Annotated in this window: 15 protein-coding genes; 3 read left to right on the top strand and 12 right to left on the bottom strand. The window is 39.8% G+C overall.

The window, feature by feature from the left end; genetic code table 11:
• Nucleotides 1-228 precede the first annotated feature (228 nt).
• Together ACEW8U_RS19405 and ACEW8U_RS19400 are read left to right on the top strand one after the other, a co-directional pair.
• Complete coding sequence (locus ACEW8U_RS19405) at nt 229-696, top strand: hypothetical protein (protein ID WP_373523717.1); 468 nt, start codon at nt 229-231, stop codon at nt 694-696.
• 164 nt (nt 697-860) lie between these two features.
• Nucleotides 861-2342, top strand: a complete 1482-nt coding sequence (locus tag ACEW8U_RS19400) for a S10 family peptidase (protein WP_373523716.1) — start codon at nt 861-863, stop codon at nt 2340-2342.
• A 217-nt stretch (nt 2343-2559) separates the two neighbouring features.
• On the opposite strand, the gene ACEW8U_RS19395 is transcribed toward ACEW8U_RS19400, so the two are convergent.
• On the bottom strand, nt 2560-3435 hold the full coding sequence (locus tag ACEW8U_RS19395; protein WP_373523715.1) for a glutamate--tRNA ligase family protein: 876 nt from the start codon (nt 3433-3435) through the stop codon (nt 2560-2562).
• 239 nt (nt 3436-3674) lie between these two features.
• On the opposite strand from ACEW8U_RS19395, the gene ACEW8U_RS19390 reads away from it, so the two are divergent.
• Nucleotides 3675-4451: a hypothetical protein gene (locus tag ACEW8U_RS19390; RefSeq protein ID WP_373523714.1), complete on the top strand. Its 777-nt coding sequence runs from the start codon at nt 3675-3677 to the stop codon at nt 4449-4451.
• Between the two features lie 417 nt (nt 4452-4868).
• Here ACEW8U_RS19390 and ACEW8U_RS19385 read toward each other — a convergent pair whose 3' ends face one another.
• The 11 genes from ACEW8U_RS19385 to rlmD form a co-directional block, all read right to left on the bottom strand.
• Nucleotides 4869-6353, bottom strand: coding sequence for a mandelate racemase/muconate lactonizing enzyme family protein (locus tag ACEW8U_RS19385; protein ID WP_373523713.1), 1485 nt, complete (start codon nt 6351-6353; stop codon nt 4869-4871).
• A 60-nt stretch (nt 6354-6413) separates the two neighbouring features.
• Nucleotides 6414-7346, bottom strand: coding sequence for an RraA family protein (locus ACEW8U_RS19380; RefSeq protein ID WP_373523712.1), 933 nt, complete (start codon nt 7344-7346; stop codon nt 6414-6416).
• Nucleotides 7347-7511: 165 nt separating this feature from the next.
• Nucleotides 7512-8792 (bottom strand): mandelate racemase/muconate lactonizing enzyme family protein, encoded by a 1281-nt coding sequence (locus ACEW8U_RS19375; protein ID WP_373523711.1) that lies wholly within the window; start codon nt 8790-8792, stop codon nt 7512-7514.
• 37 nt (nt 8793-8829) lie between these two features.
• Nucleotides 8830-10116: a mandelate racemase/muconate lactonizing enzyme family protein gene (locus ACEW8U_RS19370; protein ID WP_373523710.1), complete on the bottom strand. Its 1287-nt coding sequence runs from the start codon at nt 10114-10116 to the stop codon at nt 8830-8832.
• 24 nt (nt 10117-10140) lie between these two features.
• Nucleotides 10141-11076: an RraA family protein gene (locus ACEW8U_RS19365; protein WP_373523709.1), complete on the bottom strand. Its 936-nt coding sequence runs from the start codon at nt 11074-11076 to the stop codon at nt 10141-10143.
• A gap of 109 nt (nt 11077-11185) precedes the next feature.
• Complete coding sequence (locus tag ACEW8U_RS19360; protein WP_373523708.1) at nt 11186-12703, bottom strand: SusD/RagB family nutrient-binding outer membrane lipoprotein; 1518 nt, start codon at nt 12701-12703, stop codon at nt 11186-11188.
• A gap of 11 nt (nt 12704-12714) precedes the next feature.
• On the bottom strand, nt 12715-16128 hold the full coding sequence (locus tag ACEW8U_RS19355) for a SusC/RagA family TonB-linked outer membrane protein (RefSeq protein ID WP_373523707.1): 3414 nt from the start codon (nt 16126-16128) through the stop codon (nt 12715-12717).
• Between the two features lie 201 nt (nt 16129-16329).
• Nucleotides 16330-17337: a FecR family protein gene (locus ACEW8U_RS19350; protein ID WP_373523706.1), complete on the bottom strand. Its 1008-nt coding sequence runs from the start codon at nt 17335-17337 to the stop codon at nt 16330-16332.
• A 101-nt stretch (nt 17338-17438) separates the two neighbouring features.
• Nucleotides 17439-18056, bottom strand: a complete 618-nt coding sequence (locus ACEW8U_RS19345) for an RNA polymerase sigma factor (protein WP_373523705.1) — start codon at nt 18054-18056, stop codon at nt 17439-17441.
• 137 nt (nt 18057-18193) lie between these two features.
• Nucleotides 18194-18571 (bottom strand): hypothetical protein, encoded by a 378-nt coding sequence (locus tag ACEW8U_RS19340; protein WP_373523704.1) that lies wholly within the window; start codon nt 18569-18571, stop codon nt 18194-18196.
• Complete coding sequence (gene rlmD / locus ACEW8U_RS19335; protein ID WP_373523703.1) at nt 18568-19977, bottom strand: 23S rRNA (uracil(1939)-C(5))-methyltransferase RlmD; 1410 nt, start codon at nt 19975-19977, stop codon at nt 18568-18570. Before rlmD ends, ACEW8U_RS19340 begins: the two co-directional genes overlap by 4 nt.
• Nucleotides 19978-20295: the final 318 nt, after the last annotated feature.

The following is a 20295-nucleotide window of genomic DNA, read 5'->3' as shown; positions in this document are numbered from 1 at the left end:
TAATGTTCTGATAATCAAAATGCTTCAAAACCAGATGCAAAATACCCTGTTTAGGGTATTTTTTAGTTTAAAGAAAGAATATATTTTAGCGGCCATTAAGCTTTTTGAAAACAGGATTGCAAAGAAAAGCTTTTCATTCAATCTTTAAATTTCAAAATTAAGTTTTATAAACAATAACACCGTAGCAAAACTTTCAAAACAAAGTCAAATTTAATCCTATCTAAATTTATGAAAAACAAATTATTGATCACCCTTGTGTTTTTATTGTTGCCGTTTTTACAGATTCTGGCACAAAACCAACCCATTGAGCAACGAAAATCCGGTTTTTTCCTTGAAGATCGTCCATTAAAACCCAAAAATATGCTGGAGCTGATGAAAGATAATCCAGCGGCTTTTGAAGAGATGAAACAAGCCAAATCAAATTCAGATGCTGCATCTGTTTTTGCGTTTCTTGGTGGGGGTTTGATAGGATGGACTATTGGGGGTTTGATAGGTCCCAGTGAGCCAACTTGGGGCTTAGGAGCAGCTGGTGTAGGTTTAGTCTTGGTAGCTATCCCTTTTAGCAGTACCTATATCAAACGAGCTTCAAAGGCTACCGAGATTTACAACAGCGAAATCAAGCAGACTGGATTATATCCTATAAAGGTAAACTTTGGGTTTTCCGACCATGGAGTCGGACTTTCCATGAAATTCTAATTTTTAACACTAATTTTCACCAAAGGCCCAATTGCTCAAATTGAGCCTTTGGGCCTTTGGTGAAAATTATTCCACTTATCCTTTTCAAAATCAATCTATATAAATCCTAAGGACTGTTTTCGAAGATCAATTATCTTAGTCGGAGAATTAGACTAAATTAAGATATGAAAAAACAATTATTGACTTTATGCCTGTTGTTCTTAGCCTTGTCATTTGGATTTGCTCAGGAGAATAGGGAAATCAAGGTAGAATCCGCCTCAGTGACTAATGGAGAAGTAACCATCAAAGGAAAAAGGGTGCCTTACAAAGCCACTGCAGGGACAATGCCTGTTTGGAATGAAGATGGTAAACCTATTGCCACCTTGTTTTTCACCTACTATGAAAGAACTGATGTCAGTGATAAAGCGGCTCGGCCACTGGTTTTTTCATTTAATGGGGGACCAGGTTCTGGATCCCTTTGGATGCACCTAGCCTACACAGGGCCTTACAAATTGAATATAGATGATGAAGGAAATCCACTTCAACCTTATGGAGTAAGCCAAAATCCCCATTCCATTTTGGATGTTGCAGATATCGTTTATATAGATCCTGTCAATACCGGATACTCAAGGATTCTTGATAAAGAAACGCCTAGATCCACTTTTTTTGGAATCAATACAGATATCAAATACTTGGCAGATTGGGTCAAGACCTTTGTGACAAGACAAAACAGATGGCCTTCTCCTAAATATTTGATTGGGGAAAGTTATGGAACTACCCGGGTGGCAGGTTTGGTCCATGAATTACAGAATGCGCATTGGATGTATTTCAACGGAGTAGTATTGGTTTCACCAACTCCTATGGGGTTGGATAGAAGTGGTCCGGTTGCCAAAGCAAATTACCTCCCTTACTTTGCAGCTACTTCTTGGTATCATAAAGTCCTGCCTTCAGATCTTCAAAGTAGAGATTTGGATGAAATACTTCCAGAAGTAGAAAAATATACTTTAGATGTCCTTATTCCTGCCATTTCGAAAGGAGGTTCTTTGGATCCAGCTGAAAGAAAAGCAATAGCCAAAAAGATGTCCTATTATTCGGGATTGAGTGAACAGGTAATTTTGAATCATGCCCTAGCTGTCCCAACCAGCTTTTATTGGAAAGAATTGATGCGGGATAAAGGTTTGACAATTGGAAGGCTTGATAGCCGCTATAGAGGTATCGACCAAACTGATGCAGGAGAGAGATATGATTATGATCCAGCCTTGACTTCCTGGAACCACGCCTTTTCACCAGCCATGAATTACTATGCTAAAAACATTTTGAAATTCGACACTGATCTGACTTATAACCTTTTTGGGCCCGTTCATCCTTGGGACAGAAGCAATGAAAATACAGGTATGCAATTGGCCCAGGCCATGCTTCAGAATCCCTATTTACATGTGATGACCCAATCAGGTTATTTTGATGGTGGCACTGATTACTTCAATGCCAAATACAACATGTGGCAAATGGATCCGGCCGGAAAAATGCAGGAAAGACTAAGTTTCAAAGGATATAGAAGCGGTCACATGATGTACCTACGTGCCGAAGATTTGGCTACTTCCAATGAAGATATCAGACAGTTTATTCAAAAGACTTTGCCAGGTAAAGGAGTTCCTGCGAAGTATTGATGACATTTGACCTTTGAGGTTTTCAAAACCTCAAAGGTCTTTTCTGTTTTGAATGCGATTATTGGTTCAATCGTGTCACAGGCCTCCACTTCGTCATTTCGAACGAAGAGAGAAGTCTTCTCTGCCTAAATGTAAAAGATGTATCCTTACGTCGACATGACAAGGAAAAGCTATCCTAAGTCTTGAATCTTATGTTTTAAGTCTTATGTCTCAACTCTCAAACATACCTCCCAAACTCCTCCAAACTTTTGATTGGTTCCTTGACTCCCAACCATTCGCCAATCATCCTGTAAATATCTTCCTTCTTTTTCCCGGACTTTCTCATGAATTGGATGGAAGACGCTCCAGCAGATTTTGAAAGCTTTTGATTGTTTGGGTCTTGAAGGAGATAATGGTGATAAAAAGTGTTCTGTGCAAATGTATTTGGGTCCAAATGCTCCGACAGAAAAACCTGTGCCAAGGTAGAACCAAATAGATCTTTTCCTCTTACGACTAAGTCAACCCCAAAATGCAAGTCATCTACTACTGAAGTCAATTGGTAGGCAGGTAGGCCATCTTTACGTCTGACTATGAAATCTGTCAATATTCCCGGTAGCTTTCCAACAATATGCCCTTCATTCAAATCCTTTATGGAAATATCCTGATGCATGTCTGCTTTAAGTCTCCAAGAGGTTTCTTTTTGCTCAAGGGACAATTTTTTATTTCTACAAAAACCTGTGTAATATCCTTTAGGATGCATTTTTTCCATCTTATTTCTGCTACAATCACATGCAAAAAGCAATTGACTTTTTTTAAGGACATTCAAAGATTTTGAATATTGAGCCATCCTTTTGTTTTGGGAAAAATTAGCAGTGAAATCCTTTAAGTTTTTGGGCCCTATATCGTATGGCAACTCCAGGAAGTCAAGGGTGTCAAAAATATCCTGTATATACCTGTTCTTTACCCTTTCTTTATCCAGGTCATCAATTCTTAAGAGGATTTTTGCCTGATGCTTTTTAGCCAAATGATAAGTCATAATAAATGAATAAACATTTCCAAGATGAAGAAATCCACTTGGAGTTGGAGCGTACCTCGTAAGCTTAAAATTTTTCATAAAATAACTCGAACGATAACTACAAAAATCTAAATATTATTGAGAACTTAATACCAATACACCTCATTTAATCGATCAAATATGAAATTGCACCTGAAATATCTTTCCCCCTTTCCCACGTATATTTTTTTATATTCTTGTCAACCTTCCATTTCTGGTCTTGAGTTGATCAAAAAGTCCTTAATATCTTTTAACGCTGAAAACTTTTCTAGTTTACTTGACTGGCGTAAATTTGATTTGTGAATAAATTTCTCCTTGCCCTTTTCTTAGGTCTTGTTTTTATACAGACCAACGCCCAATCACAGGTCATCACCGGAAATGTCATTGAGGGTATGGATAAAGGTTTCCTAGAAAAAGTATGGGTGATCAATCTTCAGAGCAGAGACAGTAGTCTGACCAATGAGAGGGGATACTTTCGTGTTAAGGGCGTGACAGGGGACAGTCTTTTGATAACAAGACCTTATTTCATTGCAAAAAAAATTTTGGTAGGAAATGATACTCATATTCTCACAGAAATCTATTTAGATGCGAGGACACTTCCGAGATTTGATTTGTACGGAGAGGCCATAACCATTCCTTTCAAAGCAGGTAATCAGTCCAGTATGAGAAGTTTGAGTGATAGACCCGCTGGTCCGGGCAAAATTTACTCAGGTCTCAGCAACAATGAAGGTCTCAACCCAGGCTTTACCTTAGATGGTCCCATTTCCTATTTTATGAAGAGTGAGAGGCAAAAAAGACAATATGCCAGAAAATTGGCCTTTATCTCTCGTCAACAGGATTACCTTGACCTAATTCAATCAGATTCTGTCATGCAGTCACTCAAAAATGAATATAATCTGACTGACAAAGATATGGATGACTTGATAATAGAATTCAACCTCCTTCACATTGATCACCAATTTGTGGACATGGACTATGAAAGGGTGGAGCGCCTATTGATTGATTTCCTAGATCGCAGGACAAGGTATCGAAGAGAATATCCGGAGGATAAGCGTAGGATTGAGGGTGGGGGATGATTCGTTTTAGAAGCGAGAGGCGAGAGGCGAGAAACGAGAGGCGAGAGGCGAGATACAAGAGGCAAGAATAGAGAACCGAGAGGCGAGAATCGAGAGGCGAGAGGCGAGAGGCGAGAACCGAGAACCGAGAGACGAGAGGCGAGAACCGAGATGCGAGAGGCGAGAACCGAGATGCGAGAGACGAGAAATTAGAGCCAAGAACCAATGCCTGTCCCAATTATCGGGAAGCCAAAAACCAAGAATCAAGAACCAAGAGCAAGAAACAAAGCTTATTGGGGAATAGAGATTTTTCAACCTTCATCCTTTCTCCTTCATCCTTTTCTTTCCAACAATCTAAAATCTACAATCTTCAATCTAAAATCCAAAATAAAAGGGCCGAGTGATTTCTACTCAGCCCTTTTTTTATGGACCTTCTATTTAGCTCCAAGTTCTATCATGGGATCTTTTTTCATCCCATTCCGTGGTAGGAGCAAAGTAAGATGAATCTGATTTGTGAAGATGTTGTTTTACCACTTCATCATTCAATTCAATTCCTAACCCTGGTGCGGTCAAAGGGACTGGGGCGTATCCTTTGGTGATCATTTTATCACCCCCAGTGGTTTTGACCATGTTTTCCCACCATGGCAGATCTACAGAATGGTGTTCCAAAGAAAGGAAATTTTGAGTGGCTGCTGCGCAATGCACATTTGCCATAAATGAAACAGGCGTTCCTGCCTGATGCATGGCCATGGCAATGCCAAACTCTTCTGCATAATCACCTATTCTTTTTGTTTCCAATAATCCTCCTGAGGATGCCAAATCAGGATGTACAATGTCAACTGCACGGTTGTGTATCAAGTCTTTGAAGTTTTCAAGTAAGAAAATATCTTCTCCTGTGGTGGTGGGTGTTATCAAAGCATCAGTTATTTTTTTATGCTGTTCTGTCCACTGCCAAGGGACCATATCTTCCAGCCAGGCCAAGGTGTATTTTTCAAGTGCCTGGCCCAATTTGATACAGTTGTTGACATCGATGTGTCCGTAATGGTCTGTAGAAATTGGGATTTCATAGCCGACCATTTCCCGGACTTCATGAACTATTTTAGCGAGTTCATCCAATCCCTTTTCGGTAATCTGAACTCCTGTAAATGCATGTTTGGTATTGGCATAGGACATATATCCACCTTGCCATTGATTTGAATTTTGGTTAAGTATTTCTGTATTGTTCAATGTGCCAGGAATATTTCTAACCTGATTGATGGAAACATCCATTTTGAGCCAGGAATATCCTTGAACTTCTGTTCTGTATTTGATTTTTTCCTTTTGGTCCTGGGGGTCACTTCCGGTAGGCGTATCGGCATACAATCTGATATTGTCTCTGTATCTTCCCCCAAGTAATTGCCATGCGGGTACGTTGTAAGCCTTTCCGCAAAGATCCCAAAGGGCCATCTCTACTGCACAAACACCACCTGCCTGACGGGCTTGGCCGCCAAATTGCTTGATGATTTTGAAGACTTTTTCTACGTTGCAGGGGTTTTCTCCTAAAATTCTACTCTTCAGCATTAGAGCATAGCGTGGATCGGCTCCATCCCTGACCTCACCTAGACCATATATTCCTTGGTTGGTATCAATCCTGATGATTGCAGTCCTGCCCAAAACAGTAGTGACACAATACCTGAGGTCTGTGATTTTCAAATCAGAAGGTGCCGAGGCCTTATTTACTTTTGAGGTGGTTTGGGCCATGGTATCTTCCATTGAAAGTCCCATCAATGCAGTCAATGACATTCCTCCAAGTGCCGTCTTTTTGAGGAAATCCCTTCTGTTGGCTTTGGTATTGACATTGTTCATTTCGGCCAATCTTTCAGCCGCATACTGCTTTTCAATTTCTTTGGTGTTTTTGATTATATCCTTAAGCGCATTTTTCATGGTGTTCTAGGTTTATTGTGAATGTTCAGGTTAAAGCTTGGTTTGTTTGACAATCAGGAATTACCAATTCCTATCTTTAAGAAAATTATTCAGTTCTTCACGGCTCATAGGTAAGTCAGTTTTTTTATTTACCCAATCCAGAAAATCCTTTACAATTGTCTCGCTCCATTTGCTGTCTACTTCCCCTGCCGTATACTTACCTTCTTTTAGCCTTTGAATACCAAATTGATCACGTAGCATGATAAATTCACCATTGATGACCAGATCAGCCAAAAGATGAGCAGGAATAAATACCACTCCATATTTGTTTGCAAGAACTGCATCTCCTGGAAGCACTGTTGCCCTTCCAACTCTAATAGGATAATTGATAGTCGTCAGCATCATTTGCTGAATATAAGAGGGATCATGACCTTTCACCCATCCGTTGAATCCATCTATTGCAGACAATCCGGCCATATCACGAACAGAACCATAAAAAATGACACCTTTTTTTGTTTTGGCATAAATGGCATTTCCAAGATTATCTCCTATTAATGTGCCATCTACAATTTTGCCATAACCATCTGCCACATAGATATCACCGTCTACCAGCTTGTCTATCGGCCAGGAATTGGTTCCTCCTGCTTGGGTGCGGTCTTCTTTTTTACCAATTTCCCTGACAAGATCGTTGACATCAGCTCTAAGTGGCATATATTGAGCAGTAAGTGCCCGACCTGTCATGACCCTGTCATCATCAATGATGACCCAATCATTTTCATATTGGTTGTGATATCCTTTGTTTCTTAGAAAACCCCATGATTCTTCCATGGAAAGTTTTTCCAGCCTTTTGAGTAAATCATCGGAAACCTTTGGTCTACCATCAGGAAAACGCTCTCCTGTCCATTGGGAGGTCAGCATTTTTACTTGATCTGAAGTAGGTGAAATTTGTTGGGCTTCAGTGGAATAAGCCAAGCATGCGATGAATGCAATGGCCAATAAAATTGGTTTTCTCATGATATTGGGTTTTAGTTATTGAAGTTCAATTAATTTACTTGATAAAATTCTGAATTCCACTGAGCATTTATAGGATTGGTTGATTTACAGTTTTGACCAATTGAAGTTTGATGTTACAGGAATCAACCAAATTCCATTTTCTCGATAGGAAATTGCAACTTTTATTTATTCAAAGAATGGGATTCCTGGGGCAGCATATTTTTTCATACCTTCTTCATTGATTTCCACACCTATACCTGGTTTTTCTGATAGGGTTATGAAGCTATTCTCTGTCCTAGGTCCGTCGTAGGTTACAATGTCTTTCCACAATTGATCTTTGTCCATGTAAATCTGCCATTCCATGATCTGGAAGTTGGGTACAGAGGCACAGACATGGCAACTGGCCATGGCACCTAAGAATGAAGCTACCATATGCGGGGAAAACGGCACATAATATAGGTTTGAAAGATTGGCAATCCGCTGGGCTTCACCCAAGCCACCTGCTTTTTGGATATCGGGCATGATAATATCTACGGCTGCTTCGGATAGCAATCTTGTAAATCCATAGGCCAGGTAAATATTCTCACCTGTACAAATAGGAGTAGAGGTTTGTGAAGTGATAGATTTATAAACCTCAGGATTGTCAGCTGGGATAGGTTCTTCCAACCACATGAGGTTCAAATCCTCATACATTCGGGCCATTTTCAATCCAGTAACAGCATCATACCTACCATGCATATCCACGCAGACATCAATATTTGGACCTACGGCTTCCCTTACGGCTGCAATGGCATTGTACATTCTATCAATTTCGGCATTGTTTGCTGTCCAATTGAATCTATCATATTTATTTGGATCCCTTCCATCATCCACATCAAATTTTACCGCATTGTATCCTCTACTAACGGCATCTTTGGCGGCAAAAGCATAATCTGCAGGTGTTGGATTGGTAGAAGTATACAATGCGGTATCACAATATACTCTGATTTTATCCCGGTATTTTCCGCCTAACAATTGATAAACAGGCACACCAAAAACCTTTCCTGTAATGTCCCATAAGGCAGTTTCAATCGCTGTCAATACTGCAACAAATACCCCCGACTGTGCCCCGCCAAAAAAGGCTCCTTTTCTGATTTGCTCAGCTAAACGGTTTGGGTTCAAAGGACTTTGACCCTTAATTTGGTTGCCCAATCTTTTGACCAAGTGATAGGTTCCATGAATGGCATCAACTGCCTCTCCGCATCCCCAAACATCTTGGTTAGTATATATTTTAACATATAAGGCACCTCTTACATAACCGCACTTTACATCTGTTATCTTTAAATCTGATGGGTTGGAAAAGGGTGATTGTCTGTCTACTGCTGCACTGAGCCCTTGTCCAAATGTGCTTAACAATGCTCCACCTGTAAGACCAGCAACCAAACCTTTTTGTAAGAATGATCTTCTACTGTCTTTTCTATCTATCATAATTTGAGTTGTTTTATTAATTAAAGATTTAATAGGTTTAAAAGAAAGGTGCGTCCTTTACTGCATATTTTCTAATGGCATCTTCATTTGGTGTTACGCCTACACCGGGTTTGTCAGTAAGATGAATATATCCATCCTTAATCAAAGGTGCTTCAAGGATCAATTCGTCCCATTGTTTCCATTTTGAGAACCAATGCCATTCCAAACAAAGGAAATTGGAAATGGAAGCACAGCAATGGCAGGCGGCCATGGCACCAAATGGAGATGCCACCATGTGTGGAGCCACTGGAACATAGTATAAGTTGGCTAGATTGGCTATTCTTTGGCCTTCTCCCAAGCCCCCACATTTATGTAAATCTGGCATCACAATATCCGCAGCTTTCTTTTCAAGGATTTTCCTGAAGTCATGTGCTAAATATTGGTTTTCACCAGTACAGATAGGTGTAGTGGTCTGACTGGTTATTTCCCTTAAACTATCCAGATTTTCAGCCGGGACTGGTTCTTCGAGAAACATCAACTTAAATTGCTCCATTTCTTTTGCAATCTGAATTCCTGATGGAAGGTCATACCGACTGTGTGCATCCAAACACAAATCCATATTCATTCCAATGGCTTCACGTACGGCGGTAATCTGTTTCACCATCCGATCGATTTCACCATTTGAAGCTGTTCTGTTAAATTCATCTTGTTTTGAAGGATCACCGGCCCAATCAATATCAAATTTTATGGCTGTAAATCCGGCATTTTTTACATCCATTGCTCCTGAAGCCATTTCTTCAGGACTTTCGGAACTACTGGCACTATCACAATAAAGCCTGATTTTATCCCTGAATTTTCCACCCATAAGCCGATAAACCGGCTGATTCATAGCTTTACCGGCCAAATCCCATAGTGCAATTTCAATTCCTGTTAATACAGCAACATACATCCCTCCCTGTGCACCTCCAAAATGACCTCTTCTGAGGATTTGCTCTACGATTTTATTGATTTCAAGAGGATTTTGACCGATCAGAAATTGGGTCATATTGTCCCAACCCACCGTTCCTGTTGCAACGCCATAGGTACCCCTGACAGCATCCATTGCCTCACCATATCCAGTAATTCCCTGATTCGTAGTCAGTTTCACAAACATATGGGTGCCATGACCGCTCATATAGGCTGTTTTGATACTTGTAATTTTCAAATCAGAAGGATTTGAATATCGGGGACCATTTTCTACAGCATTTATTAGACCTGAACCAAAGCTTGGAATGACCATAGATGAGGCAAATCCTGCCATCAAGCTCTTTTGAAGAAATGAGCGTCTATTGTTTTCTGTTGCCATGAGGAGAGTTTTTGAATATGAAAATTACCAAGTTCTATTTTTTAAAATTTCCTGAATCTGTTCCCTTGGAATGGGCAGTTCATCTATATGCTCATTAAGCCAAGCTGAAAAATCCCTTTCTATTTCATCTGACCATCTTGTATCAATCTGACCAGCGGTATAAATTCCAACTCTCAATCTTTCATGGCCGAACATATCCCGTAACCTGACTACTTCAGAGGTGACTACGACTTTTTCAGCAAGGTGTGCCGGAATGAATGAAACTCCACCATCTCTTCCCAATACAATATCTCCAGCCATGACAGTTGCCTGCCGTATTCTGGTAGGTTTATTGATGCCAATCAGCATAGTATTGAGGTTTCCTTGTTGGTTATGGTGGGAGGGGTGATAGCTTGTGAAATAGGACGTAAATCCACCTATTTCTTTTAAACCTGTTACATCCCTTACAGCACCATCATAGACGATACCATTTCCGGATTTGGCGTATATAGCATTGCCGACGTTATCTCCAATGGTTGGTCCATCCACATGGATCCCAAATTGATCGGCGACATACACATCACCTTTTACCAAAAGGTCAACAGGCCAGGAATTTTGACCTCGCTTTCCTTCTTTCTTTCCTCTTTCATCTATGGCATTATGGATATCAGGTCTGCCGGGCATAAATGTAGCAGTGACCGCCCTCCCTATCAAAATACTGTCAGGATTGATGATTTGCCAACCATCAGCATACTGATATTTATATCCTGCATTTCTCATAACGGCCCAGGCTTCATCGTGGGTGACTAGCCTCATCCTTTTCAGAAGGTCATCAGAAACTTTTGGTCTCCCGTCCTCAAATCTTTCCCCTTTCCATTCCTGGGTTAGAAAAAGCATTTCTTCTTTAGAGATTTGTTGGGCTTGTAAAACGGATTGGATTGAAATTAAGCAAAGCAATAAGGATAGTATTAGTTTATTCATGAAGAGTGTAAGGTATGTGTGAAATATCGAAGGAATGTAAAATTTTCATACGGTTAACGAAAGTAAAATTGTATGGAAGGTCCAGTAATTCCCGGACCTTCCATGACAATTACTTAGCCCACCATATCTTGGTTTCCAAATTATCGGGTCCCATCGCGGCAATAGCTGCCTGCACATTTTCGCTATTGACCGAAATCTCAGAGTTAGGATAAGTCAGCCGATTAATAAACAGAACTTCTCTACCCTCAAATGGATTAGGGGCAAGGTTAGGAAATCCGCTTCTTCTGAAATTGGCCCAGGCCTCTGGGCCATTCATGACAGATGAGACCCAATATTGAGAATTGATTTGTTCCAAAGCAGTATTTACCACCAAAGGATTTGCTGAAATGTATGTATCAATATCTGCGGGCGCTATGGCTGAAGCAGGAGAAAAACTTGCCATCTGATTCATATGAGCTCTGACACCGGCTTCAAAATATTCAGCTGCCGAACCTGAAGTAATCCAACCTCTCTGCCGTGCCTCTGCAAGCAGCAGCAATGTCTGGGAGGCAGTAACCCAGAATGTAGGTGCAAACCTGCTTCCAACCCTCAGTCTGTCAATCTGACTAAATTCATAGAAACTTGCCAAACCAGCATCGATTGCAGCTTGAACTGCACCTGCATCATCGTTACCCATTGGCATTCCGATTTGTAAGGCAGGAGCAGTGCTGGCAACTGCAGGTTGTTGTTCTGGTCCTGATCTGGCACCAACATATCTGACAGCAATGGAAGAAAGTCTTGGGTCGTTGCTGTTTTTGAGAAAATTGACAAATGGTTCGGTCATGTAATAATTTGATGCCTCTGTTGAATTCAGGGTATTTCCAATTCCGTTGGTATAATTTGCATCTTGAAGGACCACAGCATTGTCAGCATTGGTAAGTATCACACCTCCTTGAAATGCCTTTGATACCACTTGCTGTGCAGTACCTGGATTGACTTCGCTCATCCTCATTCCTGCTCTTAAAAGAAGGGAATAACCAAGCTTTTTCCATTTGGAAATGTCACCAAAGTAAAGCACATCAGCAGCTTCAATCCTTCCGGAAGCACTCAATGCCACAGAGGCTTCTTCAAGTTCCTTGATGATGTCTGCATAAACTACCTCAGGTGCATCATATACTGGGAAGAAAATCTGATCGCTGAATCCACCTCCTCCTTGGAAATACGGAATATATCCATAAGTATCCACCAACATCATAAATGCCCGGGCTTGAACAATTCTGGCCATTTGCATTAAGTTGTTTCGGGAGGGATTATCCTTGATCCGGAACATGACATCTCTGGTGTTTTTGATTACACCACCATAATAACTTCCCCAAAGTGACCCGGTAGAATTTCTATTGTCCTGATTAAAATTCGCACCTGTAAGCACACCTGAATTTGGAGAGATAATCTGCTGGACTATTCCCATATCATAAACAAGTGCTCCTCCGGGATATCCTGAATTCAGTACAGCATTATTCAAAATAAATGCCGGATCAATAGCAGTTGCGTCCACCTTATTGGTATTCAATTCGTCAAAATTCTGATCACATCCTGTGCTATAGCCTAGAAAAAGACCTATAAATACATATTTATATATTTTTTTCATGATTTCCTTTTTTAAAATTTAGCATTAAGATTAAAGCCCAAACCTCTTGTAGAAGGAAGCCCAGTTGATTCCATTCCAGCTAAGTTATCCGAGGAGAATCCAAATGTTTCAGGATCTATATTATCCACCCATTTTTTGAGCATCAAAACATTATTGGCTACCAAATTCAATCTTAGCGATCTAACCGGAAATCTTTCTGGCAAGTGTTTGGTAAAATCATAACCCATAGTGATTTGCCGTAGCTTCCAATAACCATCATCATATATGACCGGTTCTACCAAGGCCTGAGACCTCACCACCTCCCAATAAGACTGCACAGGGGCTGCTACGGTGTTGACTTCTCCTTGGAGATTGACACCATCTCCAACTACACCACCTTCCCGACCTTCCAAAGTCATTTTGTGAAGACCATGTCTTACTGCATTGAAATTGGTTCCGGACAACATAGTGCCTCCCAATTTGAAATCAATGAGGAAGGATAAGGATACTCCTTTATAATTGAAGGAATTGGTGAATCCTCCCACCCAATTTGGCAATGCACTTCCAAAATTGACAAGATCTTCAGTTCTTAAGGGCAATCCATTGGCACCAAAAATCTGACGCCCCTGGGCATCTCTTCTGAATCCAAATCCAGTTACTTGCCCCATTTCCATTCCGACCACCTGCCTAAGTTCACCATTGAAGGAATGGGTTCCCACGGTTATCCGCTCACCAGGAGTATCGGTAAGCAGGCTCATGACTTTGGTGATGTTATAGGCCCCATTGAAGGATGACTCCCATACAAAATTCTTATTCTCTATAGGTACCACTGTGAGGAGCATTTCAATACCTTTGTTACTGCTTTTCCCACTATTGATAGCTGTGTTGTTAAACCCGGAAGCACTTGATATCTGGGCATTGACAATCTGATCGGTAGTTATTTTATTGTAAGCGGCCAAATCTAAGCTTACTTTGCCCTGGAACAATATCAAATCAAGTCCTATTTCAGTTTCTGCTACTCGCATTGGCCTTAAGTTGGGGTTGGGGACTGACCCTCCGGTACCTCCTACAGGCTGTCCCCGGAACAGGTTGGCATTGATCCCATAGAAAAGAACATTGGAGTAAGGTCCCACATCCGCATCACTACCAACCTCAGCATAAGCCAAACGAAGTTTTCCAAAATTCAGCCAACCTGTTGTTCCTAAATTCTCCGTAAAAACATAGCTGGTTGATACCGAAGGATACAAAATACTTCTGTTTGCCGGCGAAAGCGTAGAGAACCAGTCGTTCCTTACGGTTCCTTGGAGGAAGAGCAAGTTCTTGTATGAAAATTCAGCAAATCCATATAAAGAGTTGACTGCTCTTTCACTTAAGTTATAAATCGGATCTTTTATCCGAGCATTTTGGACCGTATATAAATCCCTTACCACAAAATCCTCGACCAAAACACTGTTGACTTCTGATCTTCGGTACATGTGATTTCCACCAAAATTGGCAGTTACAGCAAAATCCCCAAAGGTTTGATTGGCGGTCAACAAGAAATCAGCATTGACTTCCCTGAATCTCCTGGCTTCCTGGGTATATTGACCATTGACAAACCCTGCAGGTGCAGCTGCCCTTGAGGCTTGTCCCGTTGGGAAATTGTTGATTTCCTGATCCCTGGACCAGTAATCCTGCCCAACTCGACCCATAACCGATAACCATGGGAGCAATTTATAGTTGACTGCAACATTTCCAAAAATCCTATCCCGTTTGATATTTTGAAATTGTTTTTCCAAGGTAAAGTAGGGATTGGTCCTGTTTCTAAATCGGGAATAGACAAACTCATTGCCATTTTCATCCACAGCATTGTCACGCAAAACGTCAAGTGGCATTGAGTTGGCAAGATTATACAACGCAACAGGTATGGTGTTGTCTTGTTGAGCTACATTTGGTGGGTTTTTATTATTCTCTACAGAATAATTGATGTTTCCTCTAAAGTTTAGTTTGGGACTCAAATCGTAGGTAAAACCCAAATTTACAGTCTTTCGATTAAAGGTATTGTTTGGCACAATACCTTTGCTGTTCATATCCGCAAAGGAAAAGGACATTCCTCCCTTGTCGCTGGTTGAGGAAAGGGTGATTGAGTTGGTCGTGTTTTGACCATTTCTAAAAAAATCTCTAACCCGGTTTCTTACAGGCTGATATGGCACTGTGAGCCCATCGAAAAGCACCTGAGTCATTCCGGGTTGGAATTTTTCTCCGAAAGACCATTGTCCTGAGGTAGGATTAGGAGTAGTGGGCCTTAAACCTTGCTCTCCTTGGCCATATTCATATTGATAATCCGTAAAATCAAGTGGGGCTTCATTGGTATAATTCAGGTTATAAGTCACTCCTATTCCTTGGGAGTCTCCTTTGGATTTGGTGGTAATCATAATTACCCCGTCCTTGGCCCTGGATCCATAAAGAGCCGAAGCGGCAGCACCTTTAAGTACCGTCATGCTTTCAACATCATCAGGATTTATACTGCTTAATCCATCACCACCATCTGAAGTGTTTCCGCCGCCCCTGGTTCCGATAGAACTATCCGAGCCTTGGTTTCCAGTCCTTGAACCAAAATTGGTATTGTCAATTGGAACACCGTTAATTACGATTAAGGGACTGTTTTGACCTGCAATTGAAGATTGCCCACGGATCCGGATTTTCGAAGTGCCTCCAGGACCAGTACCTAAACCAGAAATGTTAACACCTGCGACTTTACCTTGAAGTGTGTTCATAATATTGGGTGTCCTGTTGATAGCCAGTTCGTCTGAAGATACATTGGTGGCCGAGTAACCAATGCTTCGGGCTGATTTTTCAATACCCAAAGCAGTGATGACAACTTCTTCCAGCCCTCTTAACTCTGTTTCCATCACAACGTCTATCTGGGACCTGTTGCCAATTGGTATTCGCTGGGTTGCAAAACCGATATAGGAAAAAATCAATGTGGCTCCTTCAGGGACACTCAATTGATAATTCCCGTTAAGATCAGTCACGGTTCCGGTACTTGTTCCAGCTATAAAAATGGTAACACCGGGTAATGACTCTCCCGATTTGCTTGTAACAGTCCCAGAAACTATCACATCCGCTGGGCCAACCTCAATAAAGATATTATTCTTGATGGTTTTCTTATCAAGAGACCGAACACTAATAATGTTGTTGACCTGTTTGAAGTGCAGATGTTTCTTTTTTGCTACCTCGGTCAAATAATCAGCAACAGTACCTTTGGAAAGATCCAATTTGATTCTTTCGTCGTCCCTGATGTTGTTTTCGGTATAAAAAAAGCTGTAATCCGTTTTTTTCTCGATGGCATTTAGAATGGTTTCCAAATTGCCTTCCCTGATATCCAGTTTGATGAAGACTTCATCAATACTTTTTACCTGTCCCGAATTGCTTTCAGCAAATGCTGCATTTAAAGACACAATCATAAAAATGGTGCTTAATAGTGCACATTTAAAGATTGTAATCATTGTTTGGTAAAGTGATGGTATCATATTTTGGGTTGATTTGTACAACAATAATTTAAGATAAGTTTCCTTTTAAAGCCTATTTTAGGCGATTATTGGTTCTTTCAGAAAAAGGAATTACATCGTTCAGAACCTTCTTTTGTCTTTTCTTCATAGGCATGCTTATTTAAAATTCAGTGTTATATTTTTTCCGTTTATTTCATAATCAAATTCAATGGAGTGCCCCAAGACATCCAATACATTTGATAGGTATTCATTGGGTTTGAATGTCCCGGTACATTTGATTTTTTGGGAATGATTGCTTCCTTTGATTTCAATATCAACCCCATACCATCTTTCCAGTATTTCGATAACCTTAGGCAGGGGAAGTTTTTCAAATTGCAGAATACCTTCTTTCCAATTTAAAATACTTTGGATATCTACTTTCTGCAACTCCAATTCTCCAAGTTTAGGTTGATAGCTGATCCCTTCTCCTGGGTTTATTTCAATCTGGGAGTCTCTTGACACATCGGCAATTTTTACTTTGCCACTGGCCAAACTGACTTCAATTTTTGATGAATTTTCGTATGCTTTGATGTTGAAGCTTGTGCCTAAGGCCGTTGTGACAAGTTTGTCGGTAATTACTTTAAAGGGGTGGTCTTTGTCTTCAGCAACTTCAAAAAATGCCTCACCACTTAAGTGAATGGTTCTATTAACTTTGAAATCATCCATGAATTTAATGGAGCTTTCGGCATTCAGAAATACCATAGAACCATCAGGAAGTGTAAGTTTTGATTTTTGTCCTTTTGGGGCACTTTTTAAAATTTCCTTTGGGGATATATCGACAATTTGGTTTTCATTGGACCAAATAGGCTTGTTTAAAAATAATAAATAACTGATGGTAAAAATGGCCAAAAAACTTGCAGCAATTTTAAAATATATTGAAGGGGCAGCATTCACCTTTCGATCGCTCCCTCTTTGGTTGAGCATTTGGATATCATTGGCGGTATGTTGATCAACCCCCTTTTTTACATGGTCCCCTTCTATTTGATTTTTCCATAAATAGTCAATACGGGAATTAAAGACTTTTTCACCTTCCCTAGAATGCAGCCATGTTAGAAATTCCTTAGCCTCTTTTTCGGAAAGCTTTCCGCTGAAAAATTTTTCAATATCGTTTTCACTGAATTTCATTGGCTAAACATTTAACATATATAGCCAGTATTCCTTTATTTTACTTACTGAAAAATAAATAATTGTGTTTATTACAATTATCAAATACTGAAATTGCAAAATCAAAAAAATAAAGGCTTGAAAAGTATAAAAATGGTAATAATGGTCATTGGTTTAATGGGTATTAAATATTTTGACATCAATGATTTTTTGATCGTTTTTGTGGCTTTATAGATGTGATTTTCAACAGTTCGTTTTGAAATCCCCATTTTAATCGCAATTTCCTCCGTTCCAAGATTTTCTTGGTTTTTCAAAATATAGACTTCTTTTTGGAAACCAGGGAGTTTTGCCACAGCCGCCAAAGCGAATGATTCCATTTCTCTGTTTTCTAAAATACTTTCGGAATCTTCTGATACATCCTGATAAAAATTGATAGCATATTTCTCATAGGCTATCCTTCGAGCTTCTTTTCGTGATTTCTTAATTATCAGCGACTTAAGAATGGCTAATAAGTAGGCATTAAAGGAAAGTTCACATTTTAATTCTTTTCTATTTTTCCAAATAATCAGGAAAACCTCTTGGGGAATCTCTTCAGCATCTTCGCTTGATAGAAACATTTTTTTTGCCGTATTGAAAATCTTAGGTCTGAATAATCTAAAAAGCTCAGTAAATGCAATCTCACTCCCTTCTTTTAATTGGGATACCAGATAGGGCATATTTTGGGCTGCTTTCTTTTCCATTAACAGAAAAAAGAATTTCTATTAAAGTAAAGCATTAATTGTATTTGAAACAATAATTATAACTGAAAATATCAGTTATTAAAATTTAATTTTATGTTTTTTATGAATAATGAAATTTTTAATTATGGATTATTTTGTCAATCCTCAGGGTATGGCACATACACAAAACTTGTAAATTCTCCATCCACGACGAACAGACAACAAAATTCATCAGGGTCTTTGTAGGCTTTTTTGAAATCTTCTTCCAATTCTTCTGCAATAAGTTTTCTTTGTAAAAATTCATCCAAATATGTAATGTAGTAGTTCCAATCTAAATTTTTCTCTATTTTACCTAGTAGCAACTGGCCTATGGGCTGTTCGTTTTTTGAAATGGGAAATATGGGATAGGAGGAAAATTTCCTACTTCTGACCTGATAGGAGGCTTCTTTGAGTATCTCTGAAACTTGTATGAAATCCTTCGTGATGGTACCCAAGTATTTCCCACTCAATTCGGGGTCATTGAAATCTGAAATCATGATCTTAAGGTTAATCGTACAACATTTTCAACATGATAGGTCTGTGGAAACATATCGACAGGCTGTATGCTGTCCACAGTATATTTTTCTGCCAAAATAGCTACATCTCTTGCCTGGGTAGCTGGATTACAGCTAACATAGACAATTTTAGGCGCTTCAAGTCTCAAAAGCATGCTGACAACATCCTCATGCATTCCTGCCCTGGGAGGGTCAGTAATGATGACGTCAGGTCGGTCATGTTGAACAATAAATTCATCATTGAGCAAATCCTTCATATCCCCCGCATAAAAAAGGGTATTATCAAGGCCGTTGACCTTAGAGTTGAGTTTGGCGTCTTCAATAGCTGCTTCCACATATTCAATTCCTATGACTTGTTTGGCTTGTTTGGCGACAAAATTAGCAATAGTGCCCGTACCGGTATAAAGGTCATAGACTACTTCATTCCCTTTCAAATCCGCAAATTCCCGAGCAACTTTATACAACTCATAGGCTTGTTTTGAATTTGTCTGATAAAAGGACTTGGGACCAATGCGGAATTTTAGCCCCTCCATTTCTTCTTCTATATAGTCCTTTCCAGCATAGGTGACGACTTCAAGATCATTGAATGTCTCATTTCCTTTCAGGTTGATGATATAAAGCAATGAAGTGATCTGTGGAAATTCTTCATTTAAAAATGTCATCACCTTTGCGATTTCTTCAGGATCTTTTTTTCCAAACTGCACAATGACCATGGACTCACCCGTAGTGGTGGTTCTGATGATCAGGTTTCGTAATAGGCCTATCTGTTTTCTTAAATCATAGAATGTCAGACCTTCTTTTAAGGCAAAATTTTTCAGGGAATTCCGGACATCGTTGGAAATATCTCCTTGTAGATAACAATGGTCTATGTCCACAATTTTGTCAAACATTTTGGGAACATGAAATCCCAAAGCATTCCTTTCAAACGCTACTCCTGAATCTATTTCTGCACGAGTTAGCCAACGGTTGTTGGAAAATGTGAAATCAAGTTTGTTGCGGTAATATTGAATATTTTCAGATCCCAAAATTGGACGTACTGCCGGCATGTTTTCGACTTTTCCTATTCTCTCAAACTGATCGACAACCTGCTGCCTTTTGTAGTTTTTTTGTAAGTCATAATTGATATGCTGCCATTTACATCCCCCACAGGTTCCAAAATGCGAGCAAAAGGGCTCAATCCTATCTTTGGAGTACTCATGAAAATGAACAGCTTCCCCTTCCATAAAAGAACTTTTGCCTTTGGTTATCCTTACATCCACCACATCACCCGGTGCCACTCCCTGTACGAAAACAACTTTTCCTTCGTGATGACCCACACATTTCCCTTCCGTGGCAATCCTTTCTATCCGCAGGTTCGTGACAACCTTGTTCTTCATTTTTCTTGACATGGGCGCAAAAATAAGGTTTTTGGATTGGAAGATTGGAAAATCACAAAATTTAAAAATTCACATTCAATTTCAATGAGTTTGAAGAGAATGGTGCTATTCGTTTTTATGTGCGCATTACTTAGGTTCTTTGTTTGGAAAATAAGGGATGTTTCATAAACCACAAAAGAGACCCCAAATGAGACTGTTCATTTAAGTGTGTCTGCTAACTTTACACAAGATGAACAATAAAAAGACAATTAAGGATATCTTAAATGATCCTGAGATGAGTGAACGTTTGAAAGAACGTCTTTACAGTAAGAAAGGATTACTGGGAAAAGA

The sequence above is a fragment of the Aquiflexum sp. genome (assembly GCF_041751335.1).
Classification (GTDB): Bacteria; Bacteroidota; Bacteroidia; order Cytophagales; family Cyclobacteriaceae; genus Aquiflexum.
Note: the sequence above shows the minus strand (reverse complement) of the source record. Positions and strands in the feature narration are given on the sequence as shown.